The organism is Streptomyces sp. NPDC002701, assembly GCF_042889045.1.
Lineage (GTDB): Bacteria > Actinomycetota > Actinomycetes > Streptomycetales > Streptomycetaceae > Streptomyces.
Genome location: NZ_JBIAQL010000001.1, coordinates 128,737 through 152,596, shown reverse-complemented (window position 1 = coordinate 152,596; position 23,860 = coordinate 128,737). Strand labels below are relative to the sequence as shown.

The 23,860-nt window shown below is 70.4% G+C and carries 23 protein-coding genes; 8 read left to right on the top strand and 15 right to left on the bottom strand.

Annotated elements, in window-relative coordinates; genetic code table 11:
• Positions 1-74: 74 nt before the first annotated feature.
• Positions 75-308, bottom strand: a complete 234-nt coding sequence (locus ACFYXC_RS00620; protein WP_389545202.1) for a glucose PTS transporter subunit EIIB — start codon at positions 306-308, stop codon at positions 75-77.
• Positions 309-538: 230 nt separating this feature from the next.
• On the opposite strand from ACFYXC_RS00620, the gene ACFYXC_RS00615 reads away from it, so the two are divergent.
• Together ACFYXC_RS00615 and ACFYXC_RS00610 are read left to right on the top strand one after the other, a co-directional pair.
• Positions 539-1,825, top strand: a complete 1,287-nt coding sequence (locus tag ACFYXC_RS00615) for a PTS transporter subunit EIIC (protein WP_388916719.1) — start codon at positions 539-541, stop codon at positions 1,823-1,825.
• Between the two features lie 305 nt (positions 1,826-2,130).
• Positions 2,131-3,396: a PTS transporter subunit EIIC gene (locus ACFYXC_RS00610; protein WP_388916722.1), complete on the top strand. Its 1,266-nt coding sequence runs from the start codon at positions 2,131-2,133 to the stop codon at positions 3,394-3,396.
• A 68-nt stretch (positions 3,397-3,464) separates the two neighbouring features.
• Here ACFYXC_RS00610 and ACFYXC_RS00605 read toward each other — a convergent pair whose 3' ends face one another.
• Complete coding sequence (locus tag ACFYXC_RS00605; protein WP_389545198.1) at positions 3,465-4,217, bottom strand: MBL fold metallo-hydrolase; 753 nt, start codon at positions 4,215-4,217, stop codon at positions 3,465-3,467.
• Between the two features lie 200 nt (positions 4,218-4,417).
• Between ACFYXC_RS00605 and ACFYXC_RS00600 the strand changes: the two genes are divergently transcribed.
• Positions 4,418-4,888 carry a type II toxin-antitoxin system PemK/MazF family toxin gene (locus ACFYXC_RS00600; protein WP_389545195.1) on the top strand — a complete coding sequence of 157 codons (471 nt, stop codon included), beginning with the start codon at positions 4,418-4,420 and terminating at the stop codon, positions 4,886-4,888.
• Positions 4,889-5,050: 162 nt separating this feature from the next.
• Here the strand turns inward: ACFYXC_RS00600 and ACFYXC_RS00595 are convergent, their stop codons facing one another.
• The 7 genes from ACFYXC_RS00595 to clpS all read right to left on the bottom strand — a co-directional run bounded on the left by ACFYXC_RS00595 (position 5,051) and on the right by clpS (position 9,997).
• Positions 5,051-6,001 carry a PLP-dependent cysteine synthase family protein gene (locus ACFYXC_RS00595; RefSeq protein WP_388916732.1) on the bottom strand — a complete coding sequence of 317 codons (951 nt, stop codon included), beginning with the start codon at positions 5,999-6,001 and terminating at the stop codon, positions 5,051-5,053.
• Between the two features lie 25 nt (positions 6,002-6,026).
• Entirely contained in the window at positions 6,027-6,305 is a 279-nt protein-coding gene (locus ACFYXC_RS00590) for a MoaD/ThiS family protein (protein WP_362772538.1), read from the bottom strand.
• 141 nt (positions 6,306-6,446) lie between these two features.
• On the bottom strand, positions 6,447-6,548 hold the full coding sequence (locus tag ACFYXC_RS00585; protein ID WP_313904860.1) for a putative leader peptide: 102 nt from the start codon (positions 6,546-6,548) through the stop codon (positions 6,447-6,449).
• Positions 6,549-6,637: 89 nt separating this feature from the next.
• A complete protein-coding gene (locus ACFYXC_RS00580) occupies positions 6,638-7,060 on the bottom strand; it encodes a Mov34/MPN/PAD-1 family protein (RefSeq protein WP_389545191.1) in 423 nt (140 codons plus the stop codon).
• Positions 7,061-7,168: 108 nt separating this feature from the next.
• Complete coding sequence (locus ACFYXC_RS00575) at positions 7,169-8,659, bottom strand: amino acid permease (protein WP_388916738.1); 1,491 nt, start codon at positions 8,657-8,659, stop codon at positions 7,169-7,171.
• 332 nt (positions 8,660-8,991) lie between these two features.
• Complete coding sequence (locus tag ACFYXC_RS00570) at positions 8,992-9,597, bottom strand: DUF2017 domain-containing protein (protein WP_389545188.1); 606 nt, start codon at positions 9,595-9,597, stop codon at positions 8,992-8,994.
• Between the two features lie 82 nt (positions 9,598-9,679).
• Positions 9,680-9,997 (bottom strand): ATP-dependent Clp protease adapter ClpS, encoded by a 318-nt coding sequence (clpS, locus tag ACFYXC_RS00565; protein WP_055507800.1) that lies wholly within the window; start codon positions 9,995-9,997, stop codon positions 9,680-9,682.
• A 97-nt stretch (positions 9,998-10,094) separates the two neighbouring features.
• Here clpS and ACFYXC_RS00560 point away from each other — a divergent pair, with 97 nt between their 5' ends.
• Both ACFYXC_RS00560 and ACFYXC_RS00555 read left to right on the top strand, forming a co-directional pair.
• On the top strand, positions 10,095-11,423 hold the full coding sequence (locus ACFYXC_RS00560) for a nicotinate phosphoribosyltransferase (protein WP_388916745.1): 1,329 nt from the start codon (positions 10,095-10,097) through the stop codon (positions 11,421-11,423).
• Positions 11,424-11,629: 206 nt separating this feature from the next.
• Positions 11,630-12,214, top strand: coding sequence for a nicotinamidase (locus ACFYXC_RS00555; protein ID WP_389545184.1), 585 nt, complete (start codon positions 11,630-11,632; stop codon positions 12,212-12,214).
• 98 nt (positions 12,215-12,312) lie between these two features.
• Here the strand turns inward: ACFYXC_RS00555 and ACFYXC_RS00550 are convergent, their stop codons facing one another.
• Both ACFYXC_RS00550 and ACFYXC_RS00545 read right to left on the bottom strand, forming a co-directional pair.
• Positions 12,313-12,642: a hypothetical protein gene (locus tag ACFYXC_RS00550; RefSeq protein ID WP_388916751.1), complete on the bottom strand. Its 330-nt coding sequence runs from the start codon at positions 12,640-12,642 to the stop codon at positions 12,313-12,315.
• Between the two features lie 124 nt (positions 12,643-12,766).
• Complete coding sequence (locus ACFYXC_RS00545; RefSeq protein WP_389545181.1) at positions 12,767-15,112, bottom strand: immune inhibitor A domain-containing protein; 2,346 nt, start codon at positions 15,110-15,112, stop codon at positions 12,767-12,769.
• Between the two features lie 469 nt (positions 15,113-15,581).
• On the opposite strand from ACFYXC_RS00545, the gene ACFYXC_RS00540 reads away from it, so the two are divergent.
• Positions 15,582-15,929: a hypothetical protein gene (locus ACFYXC_RS00540; RefSeq protein WP_388916756.1), complete on the top strand. Its 348-nt coding sequence runs from the start codon at positions 15,582-15,584 to the stop codon at positions 15,927-15,929.
• Between the two features lie 129 nt (positions 15,930-16,058).
• On the opposite strand, the gene ACFYXC_RS00535 is transcribed toward ACFYXC_RS00540, so the two are convergent.
• Both ACFYXC_RS00535 and ACFYXC_RS00530 read right to left on the bottom strand, forming a co-directional pair.
• On the bottom strand, positions 16,059-16,748 hold the full coding sequence (locus tag ACFYXC_RS00535) for an RDD family protein (RefSeq protein WP_388916757.1): 690 nt from the start codon (positions 16,746-16,748) through the stop codon (positions 16,059-16,061).
• Between the two features lie 130 nt (positions 16,749-16,878).
• Complete coding sequence (locus ACFYXC_RS00530) at positions 16,879-18,582, bottom strand: RDD family protein (protein ID WP_389545177.1); 1,704 nt, start codon at positions 18,580-18,582, stop codon at positions 16,879-16,881.
• A 270-nt stretch (positions 18,583-18,852) separates the two neighbouring features.
• On the opposite strand from ACFYXC_RS00530, the gene ACFYXC_RS00525 reads away from it, so the two are divergent.
• Complete coding sequence (locus ACFYXC_RS00525) at positions 18,853-19,326, top strand: SsgA family sporulation/cell division regulator (RefSeq protein ID WP_389546699.1); 474 nt, start codon at positions 18,853-18,855, stop codon at positions 19,324-19,326.
• 27 nt (positions 19,327-19,353) lie between these two features.
• On the opposite strand, the gene ACFYXC_RS00520 is transcribed toward ACFYXC_RS00525, so the two are convergent.
• Positions 19,354-20,784, bottom strand: coding sequence for an FAD-binding oxidoreductase (locus ACFYXC_RS00520; protein ID WP_389545174.1), 1,431 nt, complete (start codon positions 20,782-20,784; stop codon positions 19,354-19,356).
• Positions 20,785-21,139: 355 nt separating this feature from the next.
• On the opposite strand from ACFYXC_RS00520, the gene ACFYXC_RS00515 reads away from it, so the two are divergent.
• Entirely contained in the window at positions 21,140-22,438 is a 1,299-nt protein-coding gene (locus ACFYXC_RS00515) for a tetratricopeptide repeat protein (protein WP_389546697.1), read from the top strand.
• Between the two features lie 231 nt (positions 22,439-22,669).
• Here the strand turns inward: ACFYXC_RS00515 and hppD are convergent, their stop codons facing one another.
• Positions 22,670-23,815: a 4-hydroxyphenylpyruvate dioxygenase gene (gene hppD / locus ACFYXC_RS00510; RefSeq protein WP_389545171.1), complete on the bottom strand. Its 1,146-nt coding sequence runs from the start codon at positions 23,813-23,815 to the stop codon at positions 22,670-22,672.
• Positions 23,816-23,860 lie beyond the last annotated feature (45 nt).

Here is a 23,860-nt window from a genome sequence, read left to right as displayed (position 1 = left end):
CGTCGAGCCTAGTCGTTCACGGGTGAGGGGCCGCCCCCGAGAGTGGAAGCGGCCCTTCGAGGGTGAGGGTGGGGTTACATCATGTCTTCGATGTCCGCGGCGATCGGGTCCGCGTCCGTGCCGATGACGACCTGGATGGCCGTGCCCATCCTGACGACGCCGTGGGCGCCCGCGGCCTTCAGGGCGGTCTCGTCGACCTTGCTCGGGTCGACGACCTCGGTGCGCAGCCGGGTGATGCAGCCCTCGACCTCTTCGATGTTGTCGATGCCACCGAGCCCGGCGACGATCTTCTCAGCCTTGCTGGCCATGTCCTACTCCCTGATCCGAACCGCTTTGTCGCAGCGCTTTGTCGCAGTAACCCACAGTTGGCCCATCTTCGCGAGCGGTTCCGTCGCGCCTGCCGAAGGATGGCGATCACGACAGCGCAACCCGTTCGCAAACCGTTCGCCGACTGGTCTACACCAGTTTTCGACGGCCGCCAAACCCGCCCTGTTCCCGGGCTGCGGAGGGCGCGCCGGAGGGACGCAGGAGGACAGCCATGAGTGCCGACAGTGCGGCCGTGCCCGCGCGTTCCCGCTGGAGCGATCTGTTCCAGGGCCTGCAGAAGATGGGGCGCAGTCTGCAGCTGCCGATCGCCGTGCTGCCGGCGGCGGGCATCCTCAACCGTCTGGGGCAGCCGGATGTGTTCGGCGCCGACGGCCTCGGCTGGACGAACGTCTCCAAGGTGATGGCGGGTGCGGGGAGCGCGCTGCTGGACGGTTCGCTCGGTCTGCCGCTGCTGTTCTGTATCGGTGTGGCCATCGGGATGGCGAAGAAGGCGGACGGTTCGACGGCCCTGGCGGCGGTGGCCGGTTTCCTCGTCTACTACAACGTGCTGCGGCAGTTTCCCGAGGACTGTGCGGACCAGGCGAAGGCGGTGGCCGCGGGCTGTCAGGCGGAGGACGGCACGGTGGCGGCCTTCACGTACCAGAATCCGGGTGTCTTCGGTGGCATCGTCATCGGTCTGCTGGCGGCGTTCTTCTGGCAGCGGTACCACCGCACCAGACTCGTGGACTGGCTCGGTTTCTTCAACGGGCGGCGGCTGGTGCCGATCATCATGGCGTTCGTGGCGATCGCGTTCGCCGCGCTCTGTCTGTGGGTGTGGCCGCCGATCGGCCGGGGCCTGGAGGACTTCAGCGACTGGCTGGTCAGTCTGGGCGCGTGGGGTGCGGGCGTGTTCGGTGTCGCCAACCGGGCGTTGCTGGTGATCGGGCTGCACCAGTTCCTGAACGTGCCCATCTGGTTCCAGTTCGGCAGCTACACGAAACCGGACGGGTCGGTGGTCCACGGTGACATCAACATGTTCCTGGCGGGTGATCCGGACGCAGGTCAGTTCACGTCGGGGTTCTTCCCCATCATGATGTTCGCGCTGCCGGCGGCGTGTCTGGCGATGACGCACTGCGCGAAGCCCCATCGCCGCAAGGAGATCGGTGGGCTCATGCTGTCGATCGCGCTGACCTCGTTCGTCACGGGCATCACGGAACCGATCGAGTACTCGTTCGTGTTCATCGCTCCGGCGCTGTACGCGGTGCACGCGGTGCTCACCGGTGTGTCCATGGCGGTGACGTGGGGTCTGGGCGTGCATGACGGCTTCAGTTTCTCGGCGGGTCTGATCGACTACGTCATCAACTGGAACCTCGCCACGAGACCCTGGGCGATCATTCCGATCGGCCTGTGTTTCGCGGTCGTCTACTACGTGATCTTCCGTTTCGCGATCACGAAGTTCGATCTGCGGACTCCGGGGCGGGAGCCGGAGGACGAGGTCGAGGACGTGACGAAGGCGTAGGGCGCGGGAGGTAACGCGCCGAGGGGCTACCGGACTTGTCGGTCCTGGGGCCCTTCGGCGCGTAGTTCTGTCGCCTTCACCCGGACATGCCGGGACTTCCGCCGCTATGGTCCAGGCCACAGAAATCACGGGTTCCTTATCTCACCTTCACCGTGCTACAACAGGTCTACACCACTGAGTGGTGTAGACCACGCGGTCGCTGACCGCGTTCCCCCGAAGACGCCGCCGTCTCCCTTTTGCCTGTCCCCAGGCGGCGCTTCGCCCTCCCCCGGCCGCCTCGCCGGGGGGACACCCAGGAGGAAGTTGTGTCCACGGCCAGCGCCGCTCCCGCGGCTGCGAAGAAGAAGGGCTCCGGCGCGATGGCTGTCTTGCAGCGCATCGGCCGCAGCCTCATGCTCCCCGTCGCCGTCCTGCCCGCGGCCGCGCTCCTGGTGCGTCTCGGCAACACCGACATGCTGGGCCGCGAGTCGTTCCCGGCGTTCATCACGAAGATCGCCGGCTTCATGGCGGCGGGCGGCAACGCGATCCTCGACAACATGGCGCTGCTGTTCGCCGTGGGCATCGCGATCGGCTTCGCCAAGAAGTCGGACGGCTCCACCGCCCTCGCGGCCGTCACGGGCTACCTGGTCTTCAAGAACGTGCTGGCCACGTTCACCGACAAGAACCTGCCGCAGGTCGCCAAGGCGGTCGACGGCAAGGTCGTCATGGTCGACGCGCCCGTGGACGCCAAGGTCCTCGGCGGTGTGGTCATGGGCATCGTGGTCGCGCTGCTCTACCAGCGCTTCCACCGCACCAAGCTGCCCGACTGGGCGGGCTTCTTCAGCGGCCGCCGCCTGGTCCCGATCCTGTCCGCCTTCGCGGGTCTGCTGCTCGGTATCGTCTTCGGCTACATCTGGCCGGTCCTCGGCACGGGTCTGCACAACTTCGGTGAGTGGCTGGTCGGTTCGGGCGCCGTCGGCGCCGGTATCTTCGGTGTCGCCAACCGCGCGCTGATCCCGATCGGCATGCACCACCTGCTGAACTCCTTCCCGTGGTTCCAGGCCGGTGAGTACGAGGGCAAGAGCGGTGACATCTCCCGCTTCCTGGCCGGCGACCCGACCGCCGGACAGTTCATGACCGGCTTCTTCCCGATCATGATGTTCGCGCTGCCCGCGGCCTGCCTCGCGATCGTCCACTGCGCCCGTCCGGAGCGTCGCAAGGTCGTCGGCGGCATGATGTTCTCGCTGGCGCTGACCTCGTTCGTCACGGGTGTGACCGAGCCGATCGAGTTCACCTTCATGTTCATCGCGCCGGTCCTGTACGGGATCCACGCGGTCCTCACCGGTGTGTCCATGGCACTGACCTGGGCGCTCGGTATGAAGGACGGGTTCGGGTTCTCGGCCGGGGCGGTCGACTTCGGCCTGAACCTGGGCATCGCGACGAACCCGTGGGGCCTCGTCCTGGTGGGTCTGTGCTTCGCGGTCGTCTACTACGCGGTCTTCCGCTTCGCGATCACCAAGTTCAACCTGCCGACTCCGGGCCGCGAGTCGGACGAGGAACTCGCCGAGCTGCAGAAGGCGGAGGCCAAGTAGCCCCCGCCGTCTCCTCGAACGTCCGGGATGCCCCGGACCGCCCGCGGGCGGTCCGGGGCATCCCGCGTTCAGATCTCGTACGTCGCCCTCGGCGCCGCCAGCTCCACCGGTCCTGCGAACACCTCGCGGGCGTCCACCAGGTTGGCCTGGGGGTCCGTCCACGGCGGGATGTGGGTGAGGACGAGGCGGCGGGCCCCGGCGCGGGCCGCGGTCTGGCCGGCCTCGCGGCCGTTGAGGTGGAGGTCCGGGATGCTCTCCTTGCCGTGCGTGAACGCGGCCTCGCAGAGGAACAGGTCGGTGTCGCGGGCCAGTTCGTCGAGCGAGTCGCACACGCCCGTGTCCCCGGAGTACGTCAGCGACCGCCCGCCGTGCTCCACGCGGATGCCGTACGCCTCCACGGGATGGCTGACCTTCTCGGTGTGCACCGAGAAGGGCCCGATCTCGAACGAGCCCGGCTTGACGGTGTGGAAGTCGAAGACCTCGCTCATGGAGGAGGCGGAGGGGGTGTCCGCGTACGCGGTGGTCAGGCGCTGCTCCGTGCCCTCGGGTCCGTAGACCGGGATCGGATCGCAGCGGCCGCCCTCGTGGCGGTAGTAGCGCGCGACGAAGTACGCGCACATGTCGATGCAGTGGTCGGCGTGCAGATGGCTGAGGAAGATCGCATCCAGGTCGTAGAGACCGCAGTGGCGCTGCAGCTCGCCAAGGGCACCGTTGCCCATGTCGAGAAGCAGCCGGAAGCCGTCGGCCTCGACGAGGTAGCTCGAGCAGGCCGATTCCGCGGACGGGAACGACCCCGAGCAGCCGACGACGGTGAGCTTCATAGAGCAGAAACCTCCGCTGGCGGGGAGAGAGACGGGGGTCGTGACGGGGGTCGTGCGGTCCGTCGAGCGTAAGGCGCGAAAGGGCGGGTCGCTCCTCCGTCGAGGGCTGTTGTGGGGGAACTCACCTGCGGTGTCACCGGTTCGGGGGCCTGCGGGAGCGGGCAGGCGTGCGGTGGGGCACGCCGGGTACCGTCGTACGCATGAACACGTCGTGGTGGTTCGCGCTGGCGGCCGTCGTGCTGCTCGCGGGCGTCGCGACGTTCGTGGACGGGTGGGGGCGCGGGCGCAGGCCCTCCCGCAAGCCGCCTCGCGGGCCGTCCGCCGGGCCGCCGGGGCGGTCCGACCGGGTCCGTGGCCCGTCCCGGCCCCGGCCGGCGGAGATCTGGTGGGCGAACGTGCCGTACGAGGACGGGGACGGGGCGAAGGACCGGCCCTGTCTCGTGTTGTCCGTGCGGGGGCGCGGGGCCGTGGTCGCCAAGATCACCACGAAGCGTCACGACGAGCGGGGCGGGGTCATTCCGCTGCCCGCGGGGGCCGTGGGGGATGCCCACGGGCGGGCGAGCTTCCTGGAGACGGAGGAGTTGCGGCGGGTGCCTGTGCGGGAGTTCCGGCGGCGGGTCGGCGAGGTGGACCCCCGGGTCTGGGCCCAGGTCCGCCACCTGTCCCGGTAGAACGTTCCTCGCCCCCGCCGCCCCCACCCTTCCCGTCCCTGGGGGCTGCGCCCCCAGACCCCCCTGTCGCGCTGCGCGCTCGTCCTCAATCGCCGGACGGGCTGGATTTTCCAGCCCGTCCGGCGTTTGAGGACCGGGGGTTCGGGGGCGGAGCCCCACGGGCTAAGCCCAGAGCTGGCCCTGCAGCGTCGCGATCGCTTCCTCCGTCGTCGCCGCCGTGTAGACCCCCGTCGACAGGTACTTCCATCCGCCGTCGGCCACGACGAAGACGATGTCGGCGGGCTCGCCCGCCTGCACGGCCTTGCGGCCGACCCCGATCGCGGCGTGCAGCGCGGCCCCGGTGGACACCCCGGCGAAGATGCCCTCCTGCTGGAGCAGCTCCCGCGTACGGGTCACCGCGTCGGCGGACCCGACCGAGAAGCGGGTCGTCAGCACCGACGCGTCGTACAGCTCCGGTACGAAGCCCTCGTCGAGGTTGCGCAGGCCGTAGACGAGGTCGTCGTAGCGCGGCTCGGCCGCGACGATCCTGACGTCCGGCTTGTGCTCGCGCAGGAACCGGCCGACGCCCATCAGCGTCCCCGTGGTGCCGAGCCCGGCGACGAAGTGCGTGACGGAGGGCAGGTCGGCGAGGATCTCGGGGCCGGTGGTCGCGTAGTGCGCGCCCGCGTTGTCGGGGTTGCCGTACTGGTAGAGCATCACCCAGTCGGGGTGCTCGGCGGAGAGCTCCTTCGCCACGCGCACCGCTGTGTTCGAGCCGCCGGCCGCCGGGGAGGGGATGATCTCGGCGCCCCACATGCCGAGCAGTTCGCGCCGTTCCTGCGAGGTGTTCTCGGGCATGACGCACACCATGCGGTAGCCCTTGAGCTTGGCGGCCATGGCGAGCGAGATGCCGGTGTTGCCGGACGTCGGTTCGAGGATGGTGCAGCCGGGGGTGAGCCGACCGTCCTTCTCGGCCTGTTCGATCATGTGGAGCGCGGGGCGGTCCTTGACCGAGCCGGTCGGGTTGCGGTCCTCGAGCTTCGCCCAGATGCGGACGTCGGCGGACGGCGAGAGCCGCGGCAGGCGCACCAGAGGGGTGTTGCCCACCGCGGCCAGCGGGGAGTCGTAGCGCATCAGCGATCAGAGCCCGGCAGGCCGGTCAGACCATGCCGCCGGCGACGGCCGGCAGGATGGTGACGCTGTCGCCGTCGGTGAGCTTGGTGTTGATGCCGTCGAGGAAGCGGACGTCCTCGTCGTTGAGGTAGACGTTCACGAAGCGGCGCAGCTCACCGCCGTCCACGATGCGGGCCTGGATGCCCGTGTGGCGGCTCTCCAGGTCGGTGAGGAGCTCGGCGAGGGTCTCCCCGCCGCCCTCGACCGCCTTCTGGCCGTCGGTGTAGGTGCGGAGGATGGTGGGGATGCGGACCTCGATGGCCATGGTTGCGGGCTCCTGTCGGAAAGGGGAGGGCGGGTCGTCTCTGGGCGCCCGCGGCAGCGCGGGAAGGGCACCGGGAAGGGCAGGGGGCACGCCGGTCGCGGCCCCGCCGAGCCGTGTCTCACGGCTGTACGGCGGCAGGGATCAGCGCGTACAGATGGCGCTCTGCAGCCTGCACAGGTCGACGTGCAGCCGCGCCACGAGCAGCATGCCCGGCGTCTTGTCGCTCACGTCGTGGGAAACCATGGGCTCATCGTACCGATTCCCTGTCCGGGTCCCGGAATGTGATCTCAGATGGTGGATGAATTCTGACCGAAGGATGGGATTCGCCGGGTTCAGTACGTCTCCACCACGGTGACGTCCTCCTCCGTGACCTCGCCGTCGACGATCCGGAACGAGCGGAACTGGAAGTCGCCGAGCCCGTCGGTGTCCGCGGTGGAGACGAGGACGTAGTGGGCGTTCGGCTCGCCTGCGAGGGAGACGTCGGTGCGGGAGGGGTATGCCTCGGTCGACGTGTGGGAGTGGTAGACGACCACGGGTTCCTCGTCGCGGTCGTCCATCTCGCGGTACAGCTTGAGCAGGTCCCCGGAGTCGAACTCGTAGAACGTGGGTGACATGGCCGCGTTCAGCATGGGGACGAAGCGCTCGGGGCGGCCGGTGCCCTCCGGGCCCGCGATCACTCCGCACGCCTCGTCGGGGTGGTCCCGGCGCGCGTGCGCGACGATCTGGTCGACGAGGGCCTGGGTGATGGTCAGCATGGGGTCAGGATAGGCAGACGGCGGCCCCGTACCGAAGAGTGGTACGGGGCCGCCCACATGCTGGGCCACGGGCCGGGCACGCCTGGCGTGGCACGGGACCGGACTCCGTCAGTTGACCTGCTCGAACTCCGGCTCGCGGCGCTCGGTGACCTCCGGGTTCCGCGACTTCAGCACGGCCCAGCCGACGCCGAGCGCGGCCGCCCAGCCGGCCATCACGTACAGGCAGACGCGGGAGTCGGCGTCGTAGGCGATGAGGCCGGTGACGAACAGCAGGAACGCGACCGCGACCCAGCTGAACTTCGCACCGCCGGGCGCCGGGAAGGGCGAGGCGGGCAGCCGGCCGGCGTCGACGGCGCGACGGTACAGGATGTGGCTGATGAGGATCATGAGCCAGGTCCAGATGCCGGCCGCCGTGGCCACCGAGACGACGTAGCCGAAGGCTTTCTCCGGGACGATGTAGTTCAGGACGACGCCGATGCCCATGAAGAGCATGGAGACGGTGATGCCGAAGGCGGGCGTCCGGGTGGCGGACAGCTTGGTGAAGATCTTCGGGGCCTCGCCGTTGTCCGCCAGGGTGCGCAGCATGCGGCCCGTGGAGTACATGCCGGAGTTGCAGGAGGACAGGGCCGCCGTCAGGACGACGAAGTTGACGATGCCCGCGCCCGCCGGGATGCCGATCTTCGCGAAGGCCGCGACGAAGGGGCTGACGCCCGGCGCGAACTCCGTCCACTTCACGACGCAGAGGATGACCGTGAGGGCGCCGACGTAGAAGAGGGCGATGCGCCAGGGCAGGGTGTTGATCGCCTTGGGGAGGGTCTTCTCCGGGTTCTCGGACTCCCCGGCGGTGACGCCGACCAGTTCGACGGCGAGGTAGGCGAACATCACGCCCTGGAGGGTCATCAGGGACGAGCCGATGCCCTTGGGGAAGAAGCCGTCGAAGGCCCAGAGGTTGGACACGGCGGCGGTGTCGCCCGCGGAGCTGAAGCCGAAGGTGAGCACGCCGAGCCCGATCACGATCATGCCGATGAGGGCGGTGACCTTGACCATCGAGAACCAGAACTCGATCTCGCCGAAGAGCTTGACGGAGATCAGGTTCGCCACGAAGAGCACCAGCAGGAAGACCAGGGCCGTGACCCACTGCGGGATCTGCGGGAACCAGTAGTTGACGTAGATCGCGGCGGCGGTGAGTTCCGCCATGCCGGTGACGACCCACATCAGCCAGTACGTCCAGCCGGTGAAGTAGCCGAAGAACGGGCCGAGGAACTCGCGGGAGTACTCCGCGAAGGAGCCCGAGACCGGGCGGTAGAGCAGGAGCTCTCCGAGGGCCCGCATGATGAAGAAGATGATGACGCCTGCGAGGGCGTACATCAGGATGAGGCTGGGGCCCGCCTTGGCGATGTTGGCCCCGGCGCCCAGGAAGAGGCCGACGCCGATCGCGCCGCCGATCGCGATCATCTGGACCTGACGGCTGCCGAGCCCGCGCTCGTACCCCTCTCCGGGAGCGCCCTCTCCGGAGACGCCCCCTTCGGAGGCACCGTTTGCGGAAGCACCCTTGCCGCCGCGCTCGTCGTCGTGCTTGCCGACCTGCACCGAGGTCATGTCTCGTGCGCCTTTCTCCACGCCGGTCCGAGCCGTCGTCGGCTTCGGACCGAGTTCCGATCCCCCCGGATTCCTGGAGCGGAGCGGTCTCTGGGAGACCGCTCGTGCCTGGCCGGCGGTCGCCGGCTCGGTGGCGCACCCGGCTGGACGCGGGTGGTGTCCCGCCGGGCGATCGTGAAGATTTATCACGCCTGCAACGTCGGCCGCCCGTGCTTCCTGTAGCGCACGCCACAGGAAGAAGCGGACATAGAACGCCCGGGCCCGCATAGCAGGCCCGGGCGTTTACATGATCGTTATCCGGATTTGAGCGTCCGCTGAGCGAACGTCTCCTGTCAGGTCATCAACGTCTCGACCAACGTCTCCTGCAGTCCGCCGAGCCACAGGTACGCCATCACCATCGGCTTGCGCGGGTCCTCGTCCGGCAGCCGGTACAGGAGGTCCGTGTCCTCCTCGTCGACGACGTCCAGCCGGGAGCCGATCGCCAGGCGCAGGTCGTTGAGGGAGCTGAGCCACTGCTTCGACTCCTCGGGGGTCAGCTTCAGGACCGCGCCCCCCTCCCCCGTGGCCGCGACGGAGTCCAGGGAGCGGATCACCACGAGCGCGTTCTCCCGCTTGCCGGCCCTCAGGTCGTTCTCGGTGAAGCGGCGGAACTCCGCGGAGTACGCGCGCTGCTCCTCGGCCTGCTCGGGTGAGGCCGCCTCGACGTCCGGACCGCTGTAGGCGTCCGGGAAGAGCCGCCTGAGCACCGGGTCGGCGGGGGGCTCACTGGGCCCCTCCGCGAACAGCTCGGCGAGCGGGTCGTCTGAGACGTCGCCGCCCGGGCCCGGTCCGATGAGCTCCAGGAGCTGTACGGCGAGGGAGCGGATGATGGAGATCTCGACCTCGTCGAGCGCGACGGCCGCGCCGCCGCCGGGGAGCGGTTCGAAGTGTCCTGGCATCAGGTTGCGTCGCTACTTCCAGTGCTGCGCGGATGTCGGGCGGGTGCGGGGGCGGAAGCCGGCGGGGCCGTGGCCGGCCGGGTCAGTTCCGGTCGTGCTGGAGCGTGGCCCACAGGCCGTAGCCGTGCATCGCCTGCACATCGCGCTCCATCTCCTCACGGGTGCCGCTGGAGACGACGGCCCGGCCCTTGTGGTGGACGTCCATCATCAGCTTGGTGGCCTTGTCCTTCGAGTACCCGAAGTACGACTGGAAGACGTAGGTCACGTAGCTCATCAGGTTGACCGGATCGTTGTGGACGATGGTCACCCAGGGGACGTCGGGCTCGGGTACGGCGAAGACCTCCTCCGCCGACTCGGTCTTCTCGGTCTCTAGGGGTGCGGGAGCCGTCACACGGCCCATGCTGCCACTTCGAGCGGGTGCCCGGCCAAACGAGCCCGACAAATCGCGGGCCCTACAAATCGTCAGAGTGACGAGATAGGGGGTAGCATCTCCTGCCATGAACACTGCGGACCTAGGGCTGCCGGTGGACGTCCCGTCGACCGCGCTCTTCACGGACCACTACGAGCTGACCATGCTGCAGGCCGCCCTCAAGGGCGGTACGGCCGACCGGCGTTCCGTCTTCGAGGTCTTCACCCGCCGCCTGCCCGAGGGCCGCCGCTACGGCGTCGTCGCCGGCACCGGCCGGGTCCTGGACGCGGTGGAGAACTTCCGCTTCGACGCCGACGTCCTCAATTTCCTGCGCGAGCGCGGCGTGGTGGACGAACCGACCCTGGAGTGGCTGGCCTCGTACCGCTTCGGCGGTGACGTCTGGGGCTACCCGGAGGGCGAGGTGTACTTCCCCGGCTCACCGATCCTGCGGGTCGAGGGCTCCTTCGCGGAGTGCGTGCTCCTGGAGACCGTGATCCTCTCCATCCTCAACCACGACTCGGCCATCGCCGCCGCCGCGTCCCGGATGGCCTCGGCCGCCGGCGACCGCCCGCTGATCGAGATGGGCGCCCGGCGCACCCACGAACTGGCCGCGGTGGCGGCGTCCCGCGCGGCGTACGTCGGCGGCTTCACGACCACCTCGGACCTGGCCGCCGGCTTCCGTTACGGCATCCCGACGGTCGGCACGTCCGCCCACGCCTTCACCCTCGTGCACGACACCGAGCGGGACGCCTTCCGCGCCCAGGTGGACTCGCTCGGCCGGGGCACCACGCTGCTGGTGGACACGTACGACGTCGCGGAGGCCGTCCGGCTGGCCGTCGAGGTGGCCGGACCCGAGCTGGGAGCCGTCCGCATCGACTCCGGCGACCTGCTGCTCGTGGCGCACCGGGTGCGCCAGCAGCTGGACGAGCTGGGCGCCACGGGGGCCCGGATCATCGTGACCTCGGACCTGGACGAGTACGCGATCGCGTCGCTGGCCGCGGCGCCCGTGGACGCGTACGGCGTCGGCACCCAGCTGGTGACGGGTTCCGGCCATCCCACCGCCTCGATGGTCTACAAGCTCGTCGCGCGTGCCGAGTCGGCGGACCCGAAGGCTCCGCTCGTGCCGGTGGCCAAGAAGTCCTCGGGCGGCAAGACGTCCATCGGCGGGCGCAAGTGGGCCGCGCGCCGGCTCGACGGGTCCGGTGCCGCCGAGACCGAGGTGATCGGCACGGGCGCCGTCCCCGCCGAGCTCGGCGACAGCCTGCTCCAGGTGCAGCTCGTCAAGGGCGGCCAGGTCGTCGCCCGCGAGCCGCTGGACGTCGTACGCGAACGGCACGCGCGGGCCCGCGCGAACCTGCCCCTCTCGGCGACCCAGCTGTCGCGGGGGGAAGCCGTCATTCCGACCGAGTACGTGTGAGACACGTGAGCCCCGGGCCGCGACGGCCCGGGCTCACATCCGTGGCCGACGCCCTTCCCCCGTACGCCCGTACGGGAGTGAACGGGCGGTGAGCCGGGAAGGGGCAACGGCAACGACCGCACGCCCCGCCCCGCCCGCCCGCGCCCGTGAGGGGGCTCGGGACCCTGCCGACCTGCGCCTGTCTGCCAAGCCGAAGGACACCGACCATGCGCCGCGCCCTGATCGTCGTAGACGTCCAGAACGACTTCTGCGAGGGAGGCAGCCTCGCGGTGTCCGGCGGTGCGGATGTCGCCGCCGCGATCACGGAGCTGATCGGGCAGGCCCCGGCCGGCTACCGCCACGTGGTGGCCACCCGCGACCACCACATCGCGCCCGGCGGCCACTTCGCCGACAACCCCGACTACGTCCACTCCTGGCCCGCGCACTGCGTGGCCGGCACCGAGGGCGTGGGCTTCCACCCGAACTTCGCTCCGGCGGTCGCCTCCGGCGCGATCGACGCCGTCTTCGACAAGGGGGCGTACTCGGCGGCGTACAGCGGCTTCGAGGGCGCCGACGAGAACGGCGTCGCGCTGGCCGACTGGCTGCGCACCCGGGAGATCACCGAGGTCGACGTCGTGGGTATCGCCACCGACCACTGCGTGAAGGCCACGGCTCTGGACGCCGCCCGTGAGGGCTTCCGCACCCAGGTCCTGCTGGACCTGACGGCGGGCGTCGCCCCGGACACCACGGCCCAGGCCCTGGAGGACCTGCGCGAAGCGGGCATCGAACTGAGCGGCAAGCCGGTCGTCTGACTCGCCACCTCAGTGACACCGCGCGCATGCCGGCCGCGACCCGGCGAGGGCTGAGCGCGCAGTTCCCCGCGCCCCTGAAGGGGCGCCCCTGGCGGGGCTTACAAGGGGGCGGCCGGTCGTCGCATCAGTGTGCGGATCGGGTGCCAGAGTTCCGCGGCGACCGCGTCCGCGCCGGGCGCCGTACGCCATATGAGCCCGTCAGGATGGTGCAGCACCGCGGTGATCTCGTCCGGCGTCGGCGGCTCGCCGTTGCCCCGCAGATACACCGCCCGCAGCCCCAGGTTCCGCAGCCGCGTCAGCGCGCGGGCGCGGTTCTGGGCATGCACCAGAACCCGGACCGGACCGCTGCCCGCGGCGAGCGGTCGGGGCAGGTTCAACGCCACCACGACGGTGCCGTTCGGCAGTCTGCTGAAACCTCCTGCGGCCATGCGGTCATACCCCCGTGCGATCCGGTGTCAATAAGAGAGTCACAGGACGCACCTAAACACGATCGGCCGCAACCCGCCAGAGGGTTGCGGCCGATCATGGTTTGACCTGGGAAAACGTCTCCCACTACTTCGCGGCGGAGACCTTCACCGTGATCGTCGAGCCGTCACGGGGCTCCTTGACGATCGCGATCTTGGTGTTGGTGTCAGTGATCTTGACACCCCCGGTCGGGTTGGCCGTGTCGTAGTAGGTGTTCGTGCGGTCGTTGAAGATCCGGTTGCCCGGCTGCGACGCGATCTTCGTCGCGACGTCCGCCTTGTGCAGCGTCAGGCCGTCCGTCCGGTACGAGCTGAACGGCGAGTCGTAGGACTGGATGCGGTTGCGCATCAGCGTCCCGTCCGACCACTTCAGCGCCTTCGGGTGGGCGTCCACCGGCAGCAGCAGCCCGGTGCCCGGGTGCTCGCTGACGTTGTTGTCCCGCTGGGAGGTGTCCCACTTCCAGATCAGCAGACCGTTCTGGTACGGGAAGTGCTCCACCCAGGACGGACGCGTGGACGCGAAGCCGAAGTTGTACGGGCCGACCTTCAGGGTCTTGTCGTACGACACGTACTGGCGGTTCTCGGCGATGTAGTACTGCGCGTAGTCCTTGGTGAAGGACGCGCCGATACGGGAGAAGCCGGTGGCCTTCCACGCGGCGTCGGCGCTCTCGGCGTTGTCCGAGAAGAGCGCGGAGCCGTCGGCGGTGACGGTGATCCGGTCCGCCGCGAAGCCCTTCTGGGCCACGCCGCCGTCGGTGGAGTAGCGGAAGCGCAGGTCGATCTTCTGGCCCGCGTAGGCGTCCAGCGGGTACGACAGCTTCTTGTACGCGTCCACCGTGCCGGTCAGCGCGGGGCTGCCGCTGGCGTCACGCGGGATCGGCGTACCGTCGACCGTTCCGTCGACAGCGGTCCACTTGGTGCCGCCGTCGGTGGAGACCTCGGTGTAGAGGTAGTCGAAGTCCGTCTCGATGTCGTAGAAGCCGTCGAGGGACAGCGTGGCCGAGGACTTGCCGGTGAGGTCCACGGAACGGGTCAGCGTGTTCTTGAGGTTGTTCGCGCTGCCGCTCCACCACTGGGTGGCGCCCTCGGCCGGGGCGACGACCTCGGTCTTCACTGCCTTCTTCGGCAGTTCGACCACCAGCGCCTGGGCCTTCCTGGTGTTGTACTCGGCCACGCCCAGCGTGTGGGTGGAGCGCGTCGCGGCCTTGGCCGTGTCGTACTTCAGCCAGCCGAGCTGCAGCTTGTCCCAGGCGGTCATGTCGCCGGGCAGGTCGCCGATGGCGTCCTTGCCGGTGCCGAGCCAGGAGCCGGAGGACATGAGCGTCCAGAACGCGGTGGAGTTCTCCGCGGTGTTGGTCGTGTCGTAGTGGTCCGGCAGACCCAGGTCGTGGCCGTACTCGTGGGCGAAGACACCGAGTCCGCCGTTCTCCGGTTGGATCGTGTAGTCGCCGACCCAGATGCCGGAGTCGCCGATCTGCGCGCCGCCCATCTTGTTGTTCTCGGGGCCGGTGGCGCCGGCGTCGGTGCCGAACGCGTACCAGCGGTGGGCCCAGATGGCGTCCTCGCCCTGGGCGCCGCCGCCCGCGGACTCGTCCTCGCCGGCGTGCACGATCTGGAAGTGGTCGATGTAGCCGTCGGACTCGTTGAAGTCGCCGTCGCCGTCGAAGTCGTTGCGGTCCCACTTGTCGTAGGCGGACAGCTCGGACTTGATGTCGGCGTCGGACTTGCCGGCCGCCTTCTGGGCGTCGACCCAGGCGGTGACACCGTCGGCGACGGCGTTCCACGCGCAGGTGTCGGGGTCGCACTTGTTGGAGCCGTAGCGGGCCTCGTTGTAGGGCACCTTGACCCAGTCGGAGACCGTGCCGTCGATGGAGTAGCGGCCCGAGGACTGCTTCTCGTAGTACTTCTTCATCGACTCGACACCCTTGCCGGTGCCGAAGTACAGGTCCTCGTAGTGCTTCTTGTTGTAGTCCGCCTTCCAGTCCGTGCTGTTGTCCTCGGCACGGTCGGGCTTGGCTATCTGGTTGTGCAGCGGGCCTGGGGTGCCGCCGTAGCGGCTGTCCACCTTGTCGCCGAACTCCACCAGGACGGTGAAGATCTCGTCGGTCTTCTCCCGGCCGAGCTCCACGTACTTGCCGTTCTGGAGCTTGACGACCTGCGAACCGCCGCGCTTCGCGACCTTCGCGTCACCGGAGAGGACCTTCTTGAGGGCCTCTTCACGCTGGGCTTCCTGACGGTCGGTCAGCGGGCCCTTCAGGTCGTGCTCGCGCTCGGCGCCGTGCCCGGCGCGTGCCGGGTCCTGCCGGTTCGCTGCCGCGGCCGGCCGGTCGCCGGAGTCGGCCTGCGCCACGGCGAAGGTCGAGAACGTGGCGGCGGCCGCCGTCATCGCCACACCCACGGCGGCTGCTCTGAACGTCCATGGTCTGCTGGTCACTTGATGCAGTCCTCCCTTGCGCCCGGGCGCGCGGAAGGAGGGTGTCCAGGTCATGGAGTCCGCGCGCGCTCTATGCGCGTCACAAGTGACGACATTCGATCGGAGTTGAAGGAGAAAAGACAGACCTTGACTTGCACAGGTCAAGTGGGTTATGCGCCGTCGATCGCGCGTCACGCACCGGCATCCGCCCGTTCACGGTTCATCCGTATACCGCTCAACAGGCGCGCCCGCAGGCAGGGTTGTCGGACGTCATGACTCCGTGCGCCCCCCGTGCACCGGCACCGTGGGTTAGCTCACGCTTACTGCTCGTTCCGCTCGGGCAGACAGGCGAATAGAGTCGTTTGGCGGCTCGCCGGATTTCCGGTGATTTGCCGAGCGACACCGTTGTCGCACCCGTGATTCCCATCCACCACCTCCCCCGTCGCGAGAGGCACCCGGGGGGAGACCCCACCCCGAGGACGGAACTGCCATGCCTCGTCCGACCGCCGCACAGCTCGCCTACGGTTCCTGCACCGTGATCCTCTCGACGCTCGCCATGCTGCTGCTGTCACAGACGAGTTCGGGCCCCGGAGTCGTGGTCATCGCGCTCTCCGCCCTCGTGCTCGGCCTCCTCGTGGCCATGACGGTTCCCGTTCCGAAGCCGTCCGCGTCCGCCGCGTCCGCCGCCCCCGTGGCGTCCGCCGCCCGCCCCTCGCCCGTCGCCGTCCCGGAACAGCGCGTTCCGGAACAGCGCGTCTCTGAACAGCATGTTCCGGTTCAGCGCGAGACCGTCTCCGCCGCCGCCCGCGCGCCCGAGCCGGTACGCGAACGCGCCTGAGGCCGGGTCCGGCCGGGCGCCGGCCCCGCGACCGTCCGTCGACCGCGCACCCGTGACACCGCGCATCCGTGACACCGCGAAACCGGCGGACCCGTACCCCACGGGTCCGCCGGTTTCGCGTGTGCCGGTTCAGCCGGTGCTGACCACCACCGTCTTCGCCGCCTTGTCGTGCAGGCCCTGCTTGTACGGCTTGTCGAAGAAGCTCCAGCCGCCCGTGATCGCGGTCCAGACGCAGGCGCAGCAGAACGCGAACGGCACCCACAGCACCAGGGCGCGCACCAGATTGGTCTGCACGGAGGGCGTGGAGCCGTTGTCGAGATTCGCCACCCGCAGGTGCAGCCACTTCTTGCCGAGGGTCTGTCCCGACCTGCTGGTCATGAAGGTGTCGTAACCGACGTAGAGCAGTAGGGCGATCAGGGACTGCCCGAAGGACTTGCCGTACTGGATCCGGTCCGCGTCCACGTCGTACTCGTTGACGCCGAAGCCCCACGTCAGCAGCCACACCACGATGACGACGAGGATCATGTCGATGATCCGCGCGAGCACGCGTCTGCCGCTGTCGGCGAGCGGCGGCATCCCGGCGAGCGGGTCGTTGGCGTACGGGCCGCCGCCGTAAGGGTCACCGCCTCCGAAGGCGTTACCGCCGCCGGAGGGGTCACCGCCCCCGAAGGCGTCTGCGCCTCCGTGGGGCGGCGGGGTGGCGCCGTACGGGGAGCCGGCGCCGTGTCCTTCGGGCGGCGGCTGCTTCTTGAACGGGTCCTCGCCCGGGGGCCTGCGGTACGGATCGTCGTCCGGAGGGGGCGGCGGCTCGGTGGTCATGTCCCGAGTCGACCGTGAACCCTCCGCCTGTGCAATGGGGGACGGCCGTCCGGGCTACCCGTCGGCCGTCCCGAAGGCACTCCTCGGGAGCAGTCCCGAAGGCACTCCGCACGCGTTCCCCGGCCGTCCGTCACCCGGCGACGAACGTATGGGCCGCCTTGTCGTGCCAGCACTGGCGCCACGGGCGGTCGAACAGCCCCCACACGACACCCACGACACCGATCACGAGGACGCCCGGAACGCTGTAGACGAGCCAGCGGCGCAGGGCCGGGCCGAACGACGGCGGGTCGCCGCCCTCGATGTCCCGGACCTGGAGGCCGAACAGCTTCTTCCCGAGGGTGCGGCCCCACTTGGCGGTGGGCAGTGCCTCGTAGAGGACTCCGAACAGGACGAGGACGGCGAGGACGACGCCGAGGTACAGCGCGGTCGTGCCGTCCAGGAGCCAGACCGTGACCGTCTGTCCGGAGAGCTTGGCCGCGTCGATCTTGTCGTTGACGTGGTCGACCGCCTTGATGCCCAGCGGCACGGCGGCCGCACCGGTCACCGCGGCCAGCACCAGCGTGTCCACCAGGCGGGCGGCGAACCGCTTGCCCAGCCCCGCCGGACGCGCGTTCGCCTGCGAGCTGGCGGCCGCCTGGAACGGGTCCTCCCGTACCGGCTTCCACGGCACGACGGGCTGGTCCTCGTCCGGCCCGGCCAGCCGGTGCACCTGCTGGGCCCAGGAGGGCTGTCCGCCCCCGGGGCCCGCGCTCATCGGCGCCTGGGCGTCCTGCGCGCCCAGGACACCGGGGGCACCTTGGACAGCTTGAGCACCTTGGACACCGGACTGCGGAGGCACGGTGGGGGTGGCGGAGGCCGCGGGTACCGCCGGGGTGGCCGGCGCGGCGGGTGCCGCCGGGGAGGTGAACGGGGACGACTGGGCGGGCGACGGTGCCGGAACACCGGACTCCGGGACCAGCCCCCGGGCCTGGGCCGCGGTGCGCGGCTGTCCCCCTCGCGGCGGCCTGGTCCTGAAGGTCATCGTGCCCTCGGAGGCGAGGGGTTCGCGGGAGCCGGGGACACCGGGCAGAGCGGGACCGGCCGCGGCCGCCGCGTCCGTGGAGTCCGCGGTGTCCTTGGCCGGCTGCCGGGTGCGCCCCGCGCCGGCACCGGACGTGCCCGCGACGTGCGCGCGCCCGGCGCCCATCGCACCGGCCGACCCCGCGGCCGCCGCCGGGCGTACGGGTCCCGTGGGCCTGCGGAACACCACGGTGCCGCCGGAGGGAGGAGGCGTCGGCGCCCCGGAGTCCTCTTCGGAACCGGACGGGTGGAACGTGGCCGTGCCGTCCGTGTGGTCCGACCTGCCGTCCGGCTGTGGGTGTGCCTGCGGCTGCGGCTGCGCGGGATGCACCGGCTGCCCCTGCTGGACGGGTTGCGCGGGTTGCGCGTTCGGTACCGGCTGGGCAGGCGGTGACTGCTGCGGTACGCGCGGGTCCGGCGAGCCCCAGCGGACCCTGCGGTCCGGGTCGCCTCCGAAGCCGGTCTGCCGGGAGCGGTCGGCGCCCCACGCGGTGGCCGGCTCGGGGCGGCTGCCGTGCTGCGCGTCGGCGGGCGAAGGGCCCGCGGGCGGCGGGTCCTCGTCGAAGAAGTGCGGGCCCGTCTCCTCCGTGGACACGGGCGCGGGCTGCGCCGCCGCGGGCGACGGGATCGCTTCGCCGCCGGCCGGCGCCGGCCGGCTGGTGCCCGGCACCCAGGAGGAGCCGTTCCAGTACCGGACGTATCCGGGAATGGACGGGTCCGGGTAGTACCCCTCACGGGGCTTGTCGTCGCCGGGGGCCGGGGTTGGGGCGCTCATGTCCGTCGTCCCGTATCTGCTCGGGGGTCGTGTTGGGCGTCCACATCTATCAGACCGGCGCGGGCGCCACTGCCGCTCCGGGCGTACCTCCCCCCTTCGAGCAAGGTTCCCGCACGTTTTGCGGACGGAGGAATTTCCCCGAACCGGCGTAATGCTGCGGGCTCCGCGCTCTCTCCACTCGTACGGGCCCGCCCACAGGGGCCCTTGACGCGGACACGAAGGGAACCGGACGACATGGACAACGACAAGGACACCGGCGAGAACGACGGCATGCACACCGTGGTGGAGCGCGAACTCGAACTCGAACTGGTCCTGTCCCCCGAGTGCAGCATCCCGGTCGCGGCCCTGCTGAGCTACCGCACCGACGACCCGTACGCCGTCCACGTCACCTTCCACACCGGTACCGATCACCCCGTGAACTGGACGTTCGCACGCGAACTGCTCGTCGAAGGGGTGTTCCGGCCGTGCGGGCACGGGGATGTGCGGGTGTGGCCCACGAAGGTCGCCGGACGCGGTGTCGTCCTGATGGCGCTCAGCTCACCCGACGGGGACGCCCTGCTCCAGGCGCCCGCCGCGCAGGTGTCGGCGTGGCTGGAGCGGACCCTGGTGGCGGTCCCGCCGGGTACCGAGTTCGGGCGGCTCGGTATCGACGACGGTCTCGCCGAGCTGCTCGCGCCCACCCCCGCCGACGACCTGTGGCTGGGCGACCCGTGGCTCCCGGACGACTTCACGGACGGGGAGTGAGGGGGGGAGGGTTCGTGGGGGGCTTTCTCAGAAGAGCTTGCCCGGGTTGAGGATGCCCAGCGGGTCGAAGGTGGCCTTGACCGCCTGGTGCATCTCCACCCCGACCGGGCCGATCTCCCGTGCCAGCCACTCCTTCTTGAGGACCCCCACGCCGTGCTCGCCGGTGATCGTGCCGCCCAGTTCCAGGCCGAGGGCCATGATCTCGTCGAAGGACTCGCGGGCGCGCCGGGACTCGTCGGGGTCGCCCGCGTCGAAGCAGACCGTCGGGTGCGTGTTGCCGTCGCCCGCGTGGGCGACGACCCCGATGGTCAGCCGGTGCTTCTCGGCGATCCGGTCGACCCCTTCGAGCAGCTCGGCGAGCCGGGAGCGGGGCACGCACACGTCGTCGATCATCGTCGTGCCCTTGACCGCCTCAAGGCCCGGGAGGGACAGCCGGCGGGCCTGCAGGAGCAGTTCCGACTCCGCCGCGTCCTCCGCCGGTACGACCTGGGTGGCGCCGGCCGCCTCGCACAGGGCGCCCACCGCGGCGAGGTCCGCGGCCGGGTCCGGCGTGTCGAAGGCGGCGAGCAGCAGGGCCTCGGTGCTCTCGGGGAGCCCCATGTTCGCCATGTCGTTGACGGCCTTCACCGTCGTACGGTCCATCAGTTCGAGGAGGGACGGCACATGGCCGCCCTCCATGATCCGGCAGACCGCGTCGCAGGCCGCCGTCCCCGACGCGAACTCGGCGGCCAGCACCAGCTGCTGGGGCGGCTGCGGCTTCAGGGCCAGGGTGGCCCGTACGACGATGCCGAGGGAGCCCTCCGAGCCGACGAAGAGGCGCGTCAGGTCGTACCCGGCGACGCCCTTCGCGGTGCGGCGGCCGGTCGACAGCAGGCGTCCGTCGGCCAGGACGACGTCCAGGCCGAGGACGTACTCGGCCGTCACTCCGTACTTCACGCAGCACAGGCCGCCGGAGGCCGTGCCGATGTTGCCGCCGATGGTGCACATCTCCCAGCTGGAGGGGTCCGGCGGGTAGCAGAGGCCGTGTTCGTTCACGGCGCGGGAGAGCGTGGCGTTGATGACGCCCGGTTCGACCACCGCGATCCGGTCGACCGGGCTGATCTCCAGGATCCGGTCCATCTTGACGAGGGACAGCACGACGCAGCCCTCGGAGGCGTTGGCGGCCCCCGACAGGCCGGTACGGGCGCCCTGCGGGACGACCGGTACGCGGAGTTCGGTGGCGACGCGCATGACGTGCTGGACCTGTTCGACGGTGCGCGGCAGCACGACGACGGCGGGGGTGCCGGCCTCGCAGAAACTGGCCATGTCGTTGGCGTACGAGCTGGTGACGTCCGGGTCGGTGAGGACGGCCTCGGCCGGCAGGCCCGCCAGGAGACGCTCGGCGAGGCCGTCCGGCGCCACCGTCGCCGCCGCCACGGTGTCTTCGTCGGGTCGGGCTTCGATACGGCTCATGATCACAGCGTCGCACTCGGGGCCATCGGTGTGAACCCCGCCCGCGTGAGGCTTTGCGTGCCGGGGTGGTGGGCGGATGTGCTCTTCGTATTGACGCACAGTGAGCGGCATGGAGAGCGGCGCGGGAAACGGCGTGCGGAACGGGCTGGAGAGTGGCCTGGGTGACGGCCCCTGTGACGGCCGTGGTGAGGGCCCGGGGGCCGGTCCGGGGGCCGGTCCGGTGGGCGGTCCGGTGGGCGGTCCGGTGGGCGGTCCGGTGGGCGGTCGGGGGGACGGCCCCGGGGACGGCCCGGTTCCCTTTCGGCGGGCTGTCGTCGGGGCCGTCGTGGGCTGTCTTCTGCTGGGGAGCGCGCTGGTGGCGATGCCCGACAAGTCGCACCGGGCGCCGCCCTCCCCCGGGCCCGTCGCGCGCGCCGCCACCGCGGTCGGGGCCGGGGCGCCCGCCTCGCTGCCCGACCTGGTCGCGCTGATCCGTGACCGCGAGGCGCATCTGCGGGGCCATCCGGGTGATGCGCGATCCTGGGCGGAGCTCGGCGCGGCGTATGTGGAGCGGGGCGAGCGGACCGCGGAGCCGCGGTACTTCCCGAAGGCCGAGGCCGCGTTGCGTACGTCCCTGAAGAGGGCCCCGAAGAAGAACACCGAGGCGTTGCGGGGGCTTGCCTCGCTCGCCAACGCCCGGCACGACTACCGGGCCGCGCGGAAGTGGGGCGAGGCCGCGGTGGCCGGTTCACCCAAGCGGTGGACGGCGTATCCGGCGTTGATCGACGCCTACCGGGGGGTCGGCGACCACAAGGCCGCCCGCAAGGCGCTGGACCGGCTGGTCGCGCTTCCTTCGGGCAGTCCGGCGGCGCGGGTGCGGGTGCTGACCGCTGCCGGGGCGGTCTACCGGGACCGGGGGTGGCGGGAGGACGCCGCTGCCGCGTTGTCCGACGCCGCGGCACTGGCCTCCGCACCGGCGGAGCGGGCCGACTGTCTCGTGCGGATCGGGGAGCTGGCCGGGGAGCGCGGCGAGCCGGCCGAGGCGTTGCGCGCCTACGAGGCGGCGTTGCGGGCGGAGCCCGGCGAGCACGCGGCGCGGGCCGGGCAGGGACGGGCGCTGGCCGCGTTGGGGCGGCACTCGGAGGCGCTGCGGGCGTACCAGGCCGCGCTGGCCACGCGGCCGTTGCCGCAGTACGCGTTGGAGCTGGGCGAGTTGTACGAGTCGCTGGGGCTGGACGGGGCTGCGCGGGCTCAGTACGACGTGGTGCGGGCGCGGGTGCGGGAGGGGGGTGCGGGGGGTGTTGGCGAGGAGCTGGTGCTCGGGGTGTTCGAGGCGGATCACGGCGATGCGGGGGCCGCCGTCCGGCGGTTGCGGAGGGAGTGGGCGCGGCATCCTTCGGCGGCTGTGGCGGATGCGTTGGGGTGGGCGTTGCATCGGGCCGGGCAGGACAAGGAGGCGCTCGTCTTCGCCACGCGGGCTACCGATCGGGTGCGTGGGGGTTCGGCTCGGGTTGCTCTGTACTCGTTTCACCGGGGGGTGATCGAGCGGGAGGTGGGGGACGTGGGGGGTGCTCGGCGGCATCTTGGGGAGGCGTTGCGGATCGATCCCTTCTTCTCGCCGCTTTTCGTGCCGGTCGCTCTGGAGGCGTTGGAGGGGGTGGGGGGTACCGCCGGGGTGTGACGGGGGCTCGGGTGTGTGGTCGGGGGCGCGGGCCGTGCCGGTACGTCGAGTCCGTCGCCTTCCGGGTGTACTGCCCCAAGGAGGAAAGGGGCGGGTTTTTTGCAGGAGCCCTACGCGACGGACTGCGACGTACCGGCACGGCCCGCTCCCGTCGTACGTCGGGTGTCTCGCCGTGGTGGTCTGTCGTGGGTGCGGCCCCGCGGTGGGGGCGCGGGGCCGCTGGGGGTTCGGTCAGAGGTTGCCTCGGCGTTCCTGCTCTCGTTCGATTGCCTCGAAGAGGGCCTTGAAGTTGCCCTTGCCGAAGCCCATCGAGCCGTGGCGTTCGATCATCTCGAAGAAGACGGTCGGGCGGTCCTGGACCGGCTTCGTGAAGATCTGGAGCAGGTAGCCGTCCTCGTCGCGGTCCACGAGGATCTTCAGTTCGCGCAGGGTCTCTACGGGGACGCGGGTCTCGCCCGCCCACTCGCCGAGGGTGTCGTAGTAGGAGTCGGGGGTGTCCAGGAACTGGACGCCCGCGGCGCGCATCGCGCGGACCGTGGCGACGATGTCGTTGGTGTTCAGGGCGATGTGCTGGACGCCCGCGCCGCCGTAGAACTCCAGGTACTCGTCGATCTGGGACTTCTTCTTGGCGATGGCGGGCTCGTTGATCGGGAACTTGACCTTGAGCGTGCCGTCGGCGACGACCTTCGACATGAGGGCGCTGTACTCGGTGGCGATGTCGTCGCCCACGAACTCCTTCATGTTCGTGAAGCCCATGACCTTGTTGTAGAAGCCGACCCACTCGTTCATCCGGCCCAGTTCGACGTTGCCCACGCAGTGGTCGATGGCCTGGAAGGTGCGCTTCGAGGGGGGCTCGACGATCGGGGCGGCGGCCGTGTAGCCGGGGAGGTACGGGCCCTCGTAGCCCTTGCGCTCGACCAGGGTGTGGCGGGTCTTGCCGTACGTGGCGATCGCGGCGAGGACGACCGTGCCGTGCTCGTCCTTCACCTCGTGCGGCTCGGTGAGGGGGCGGGCGCCGTGCTCCACGGCGTACGCGAAGGCGGCGCGGGCGTCCGGGACCTCGATGGCGAGGTCGACGACGCCGTCGCCGTGCTCGGCCACGTGCTCGGCGAGGAAGTTTCCCCAGGGGGTGGCGGGCTTGATGACCGAGGTGAGGACGAACCGGGCGGAGCCGTTCTCCAGGACGTAGCTCGCGGTCTCCCGGCTGCCGTTCTCCGGTCCGGAGTACGCGACGAGCTGCATGCCGAAGGCCGTGGAGTAGTAGTGCGCCGCCTGCTTGGCGTTGCCCACGGCGAAGACGACCGCGTCCATTCCCTTGACCGGGAAGGGGTCTGCCTGCCGCGCGGTGTCCGGGGTGTGGTGGGTTGTCTGAGTCATGGCCGCAGGTTCTCTCCGTTCCGCAGAGTGCGCAATAGTTTGCGT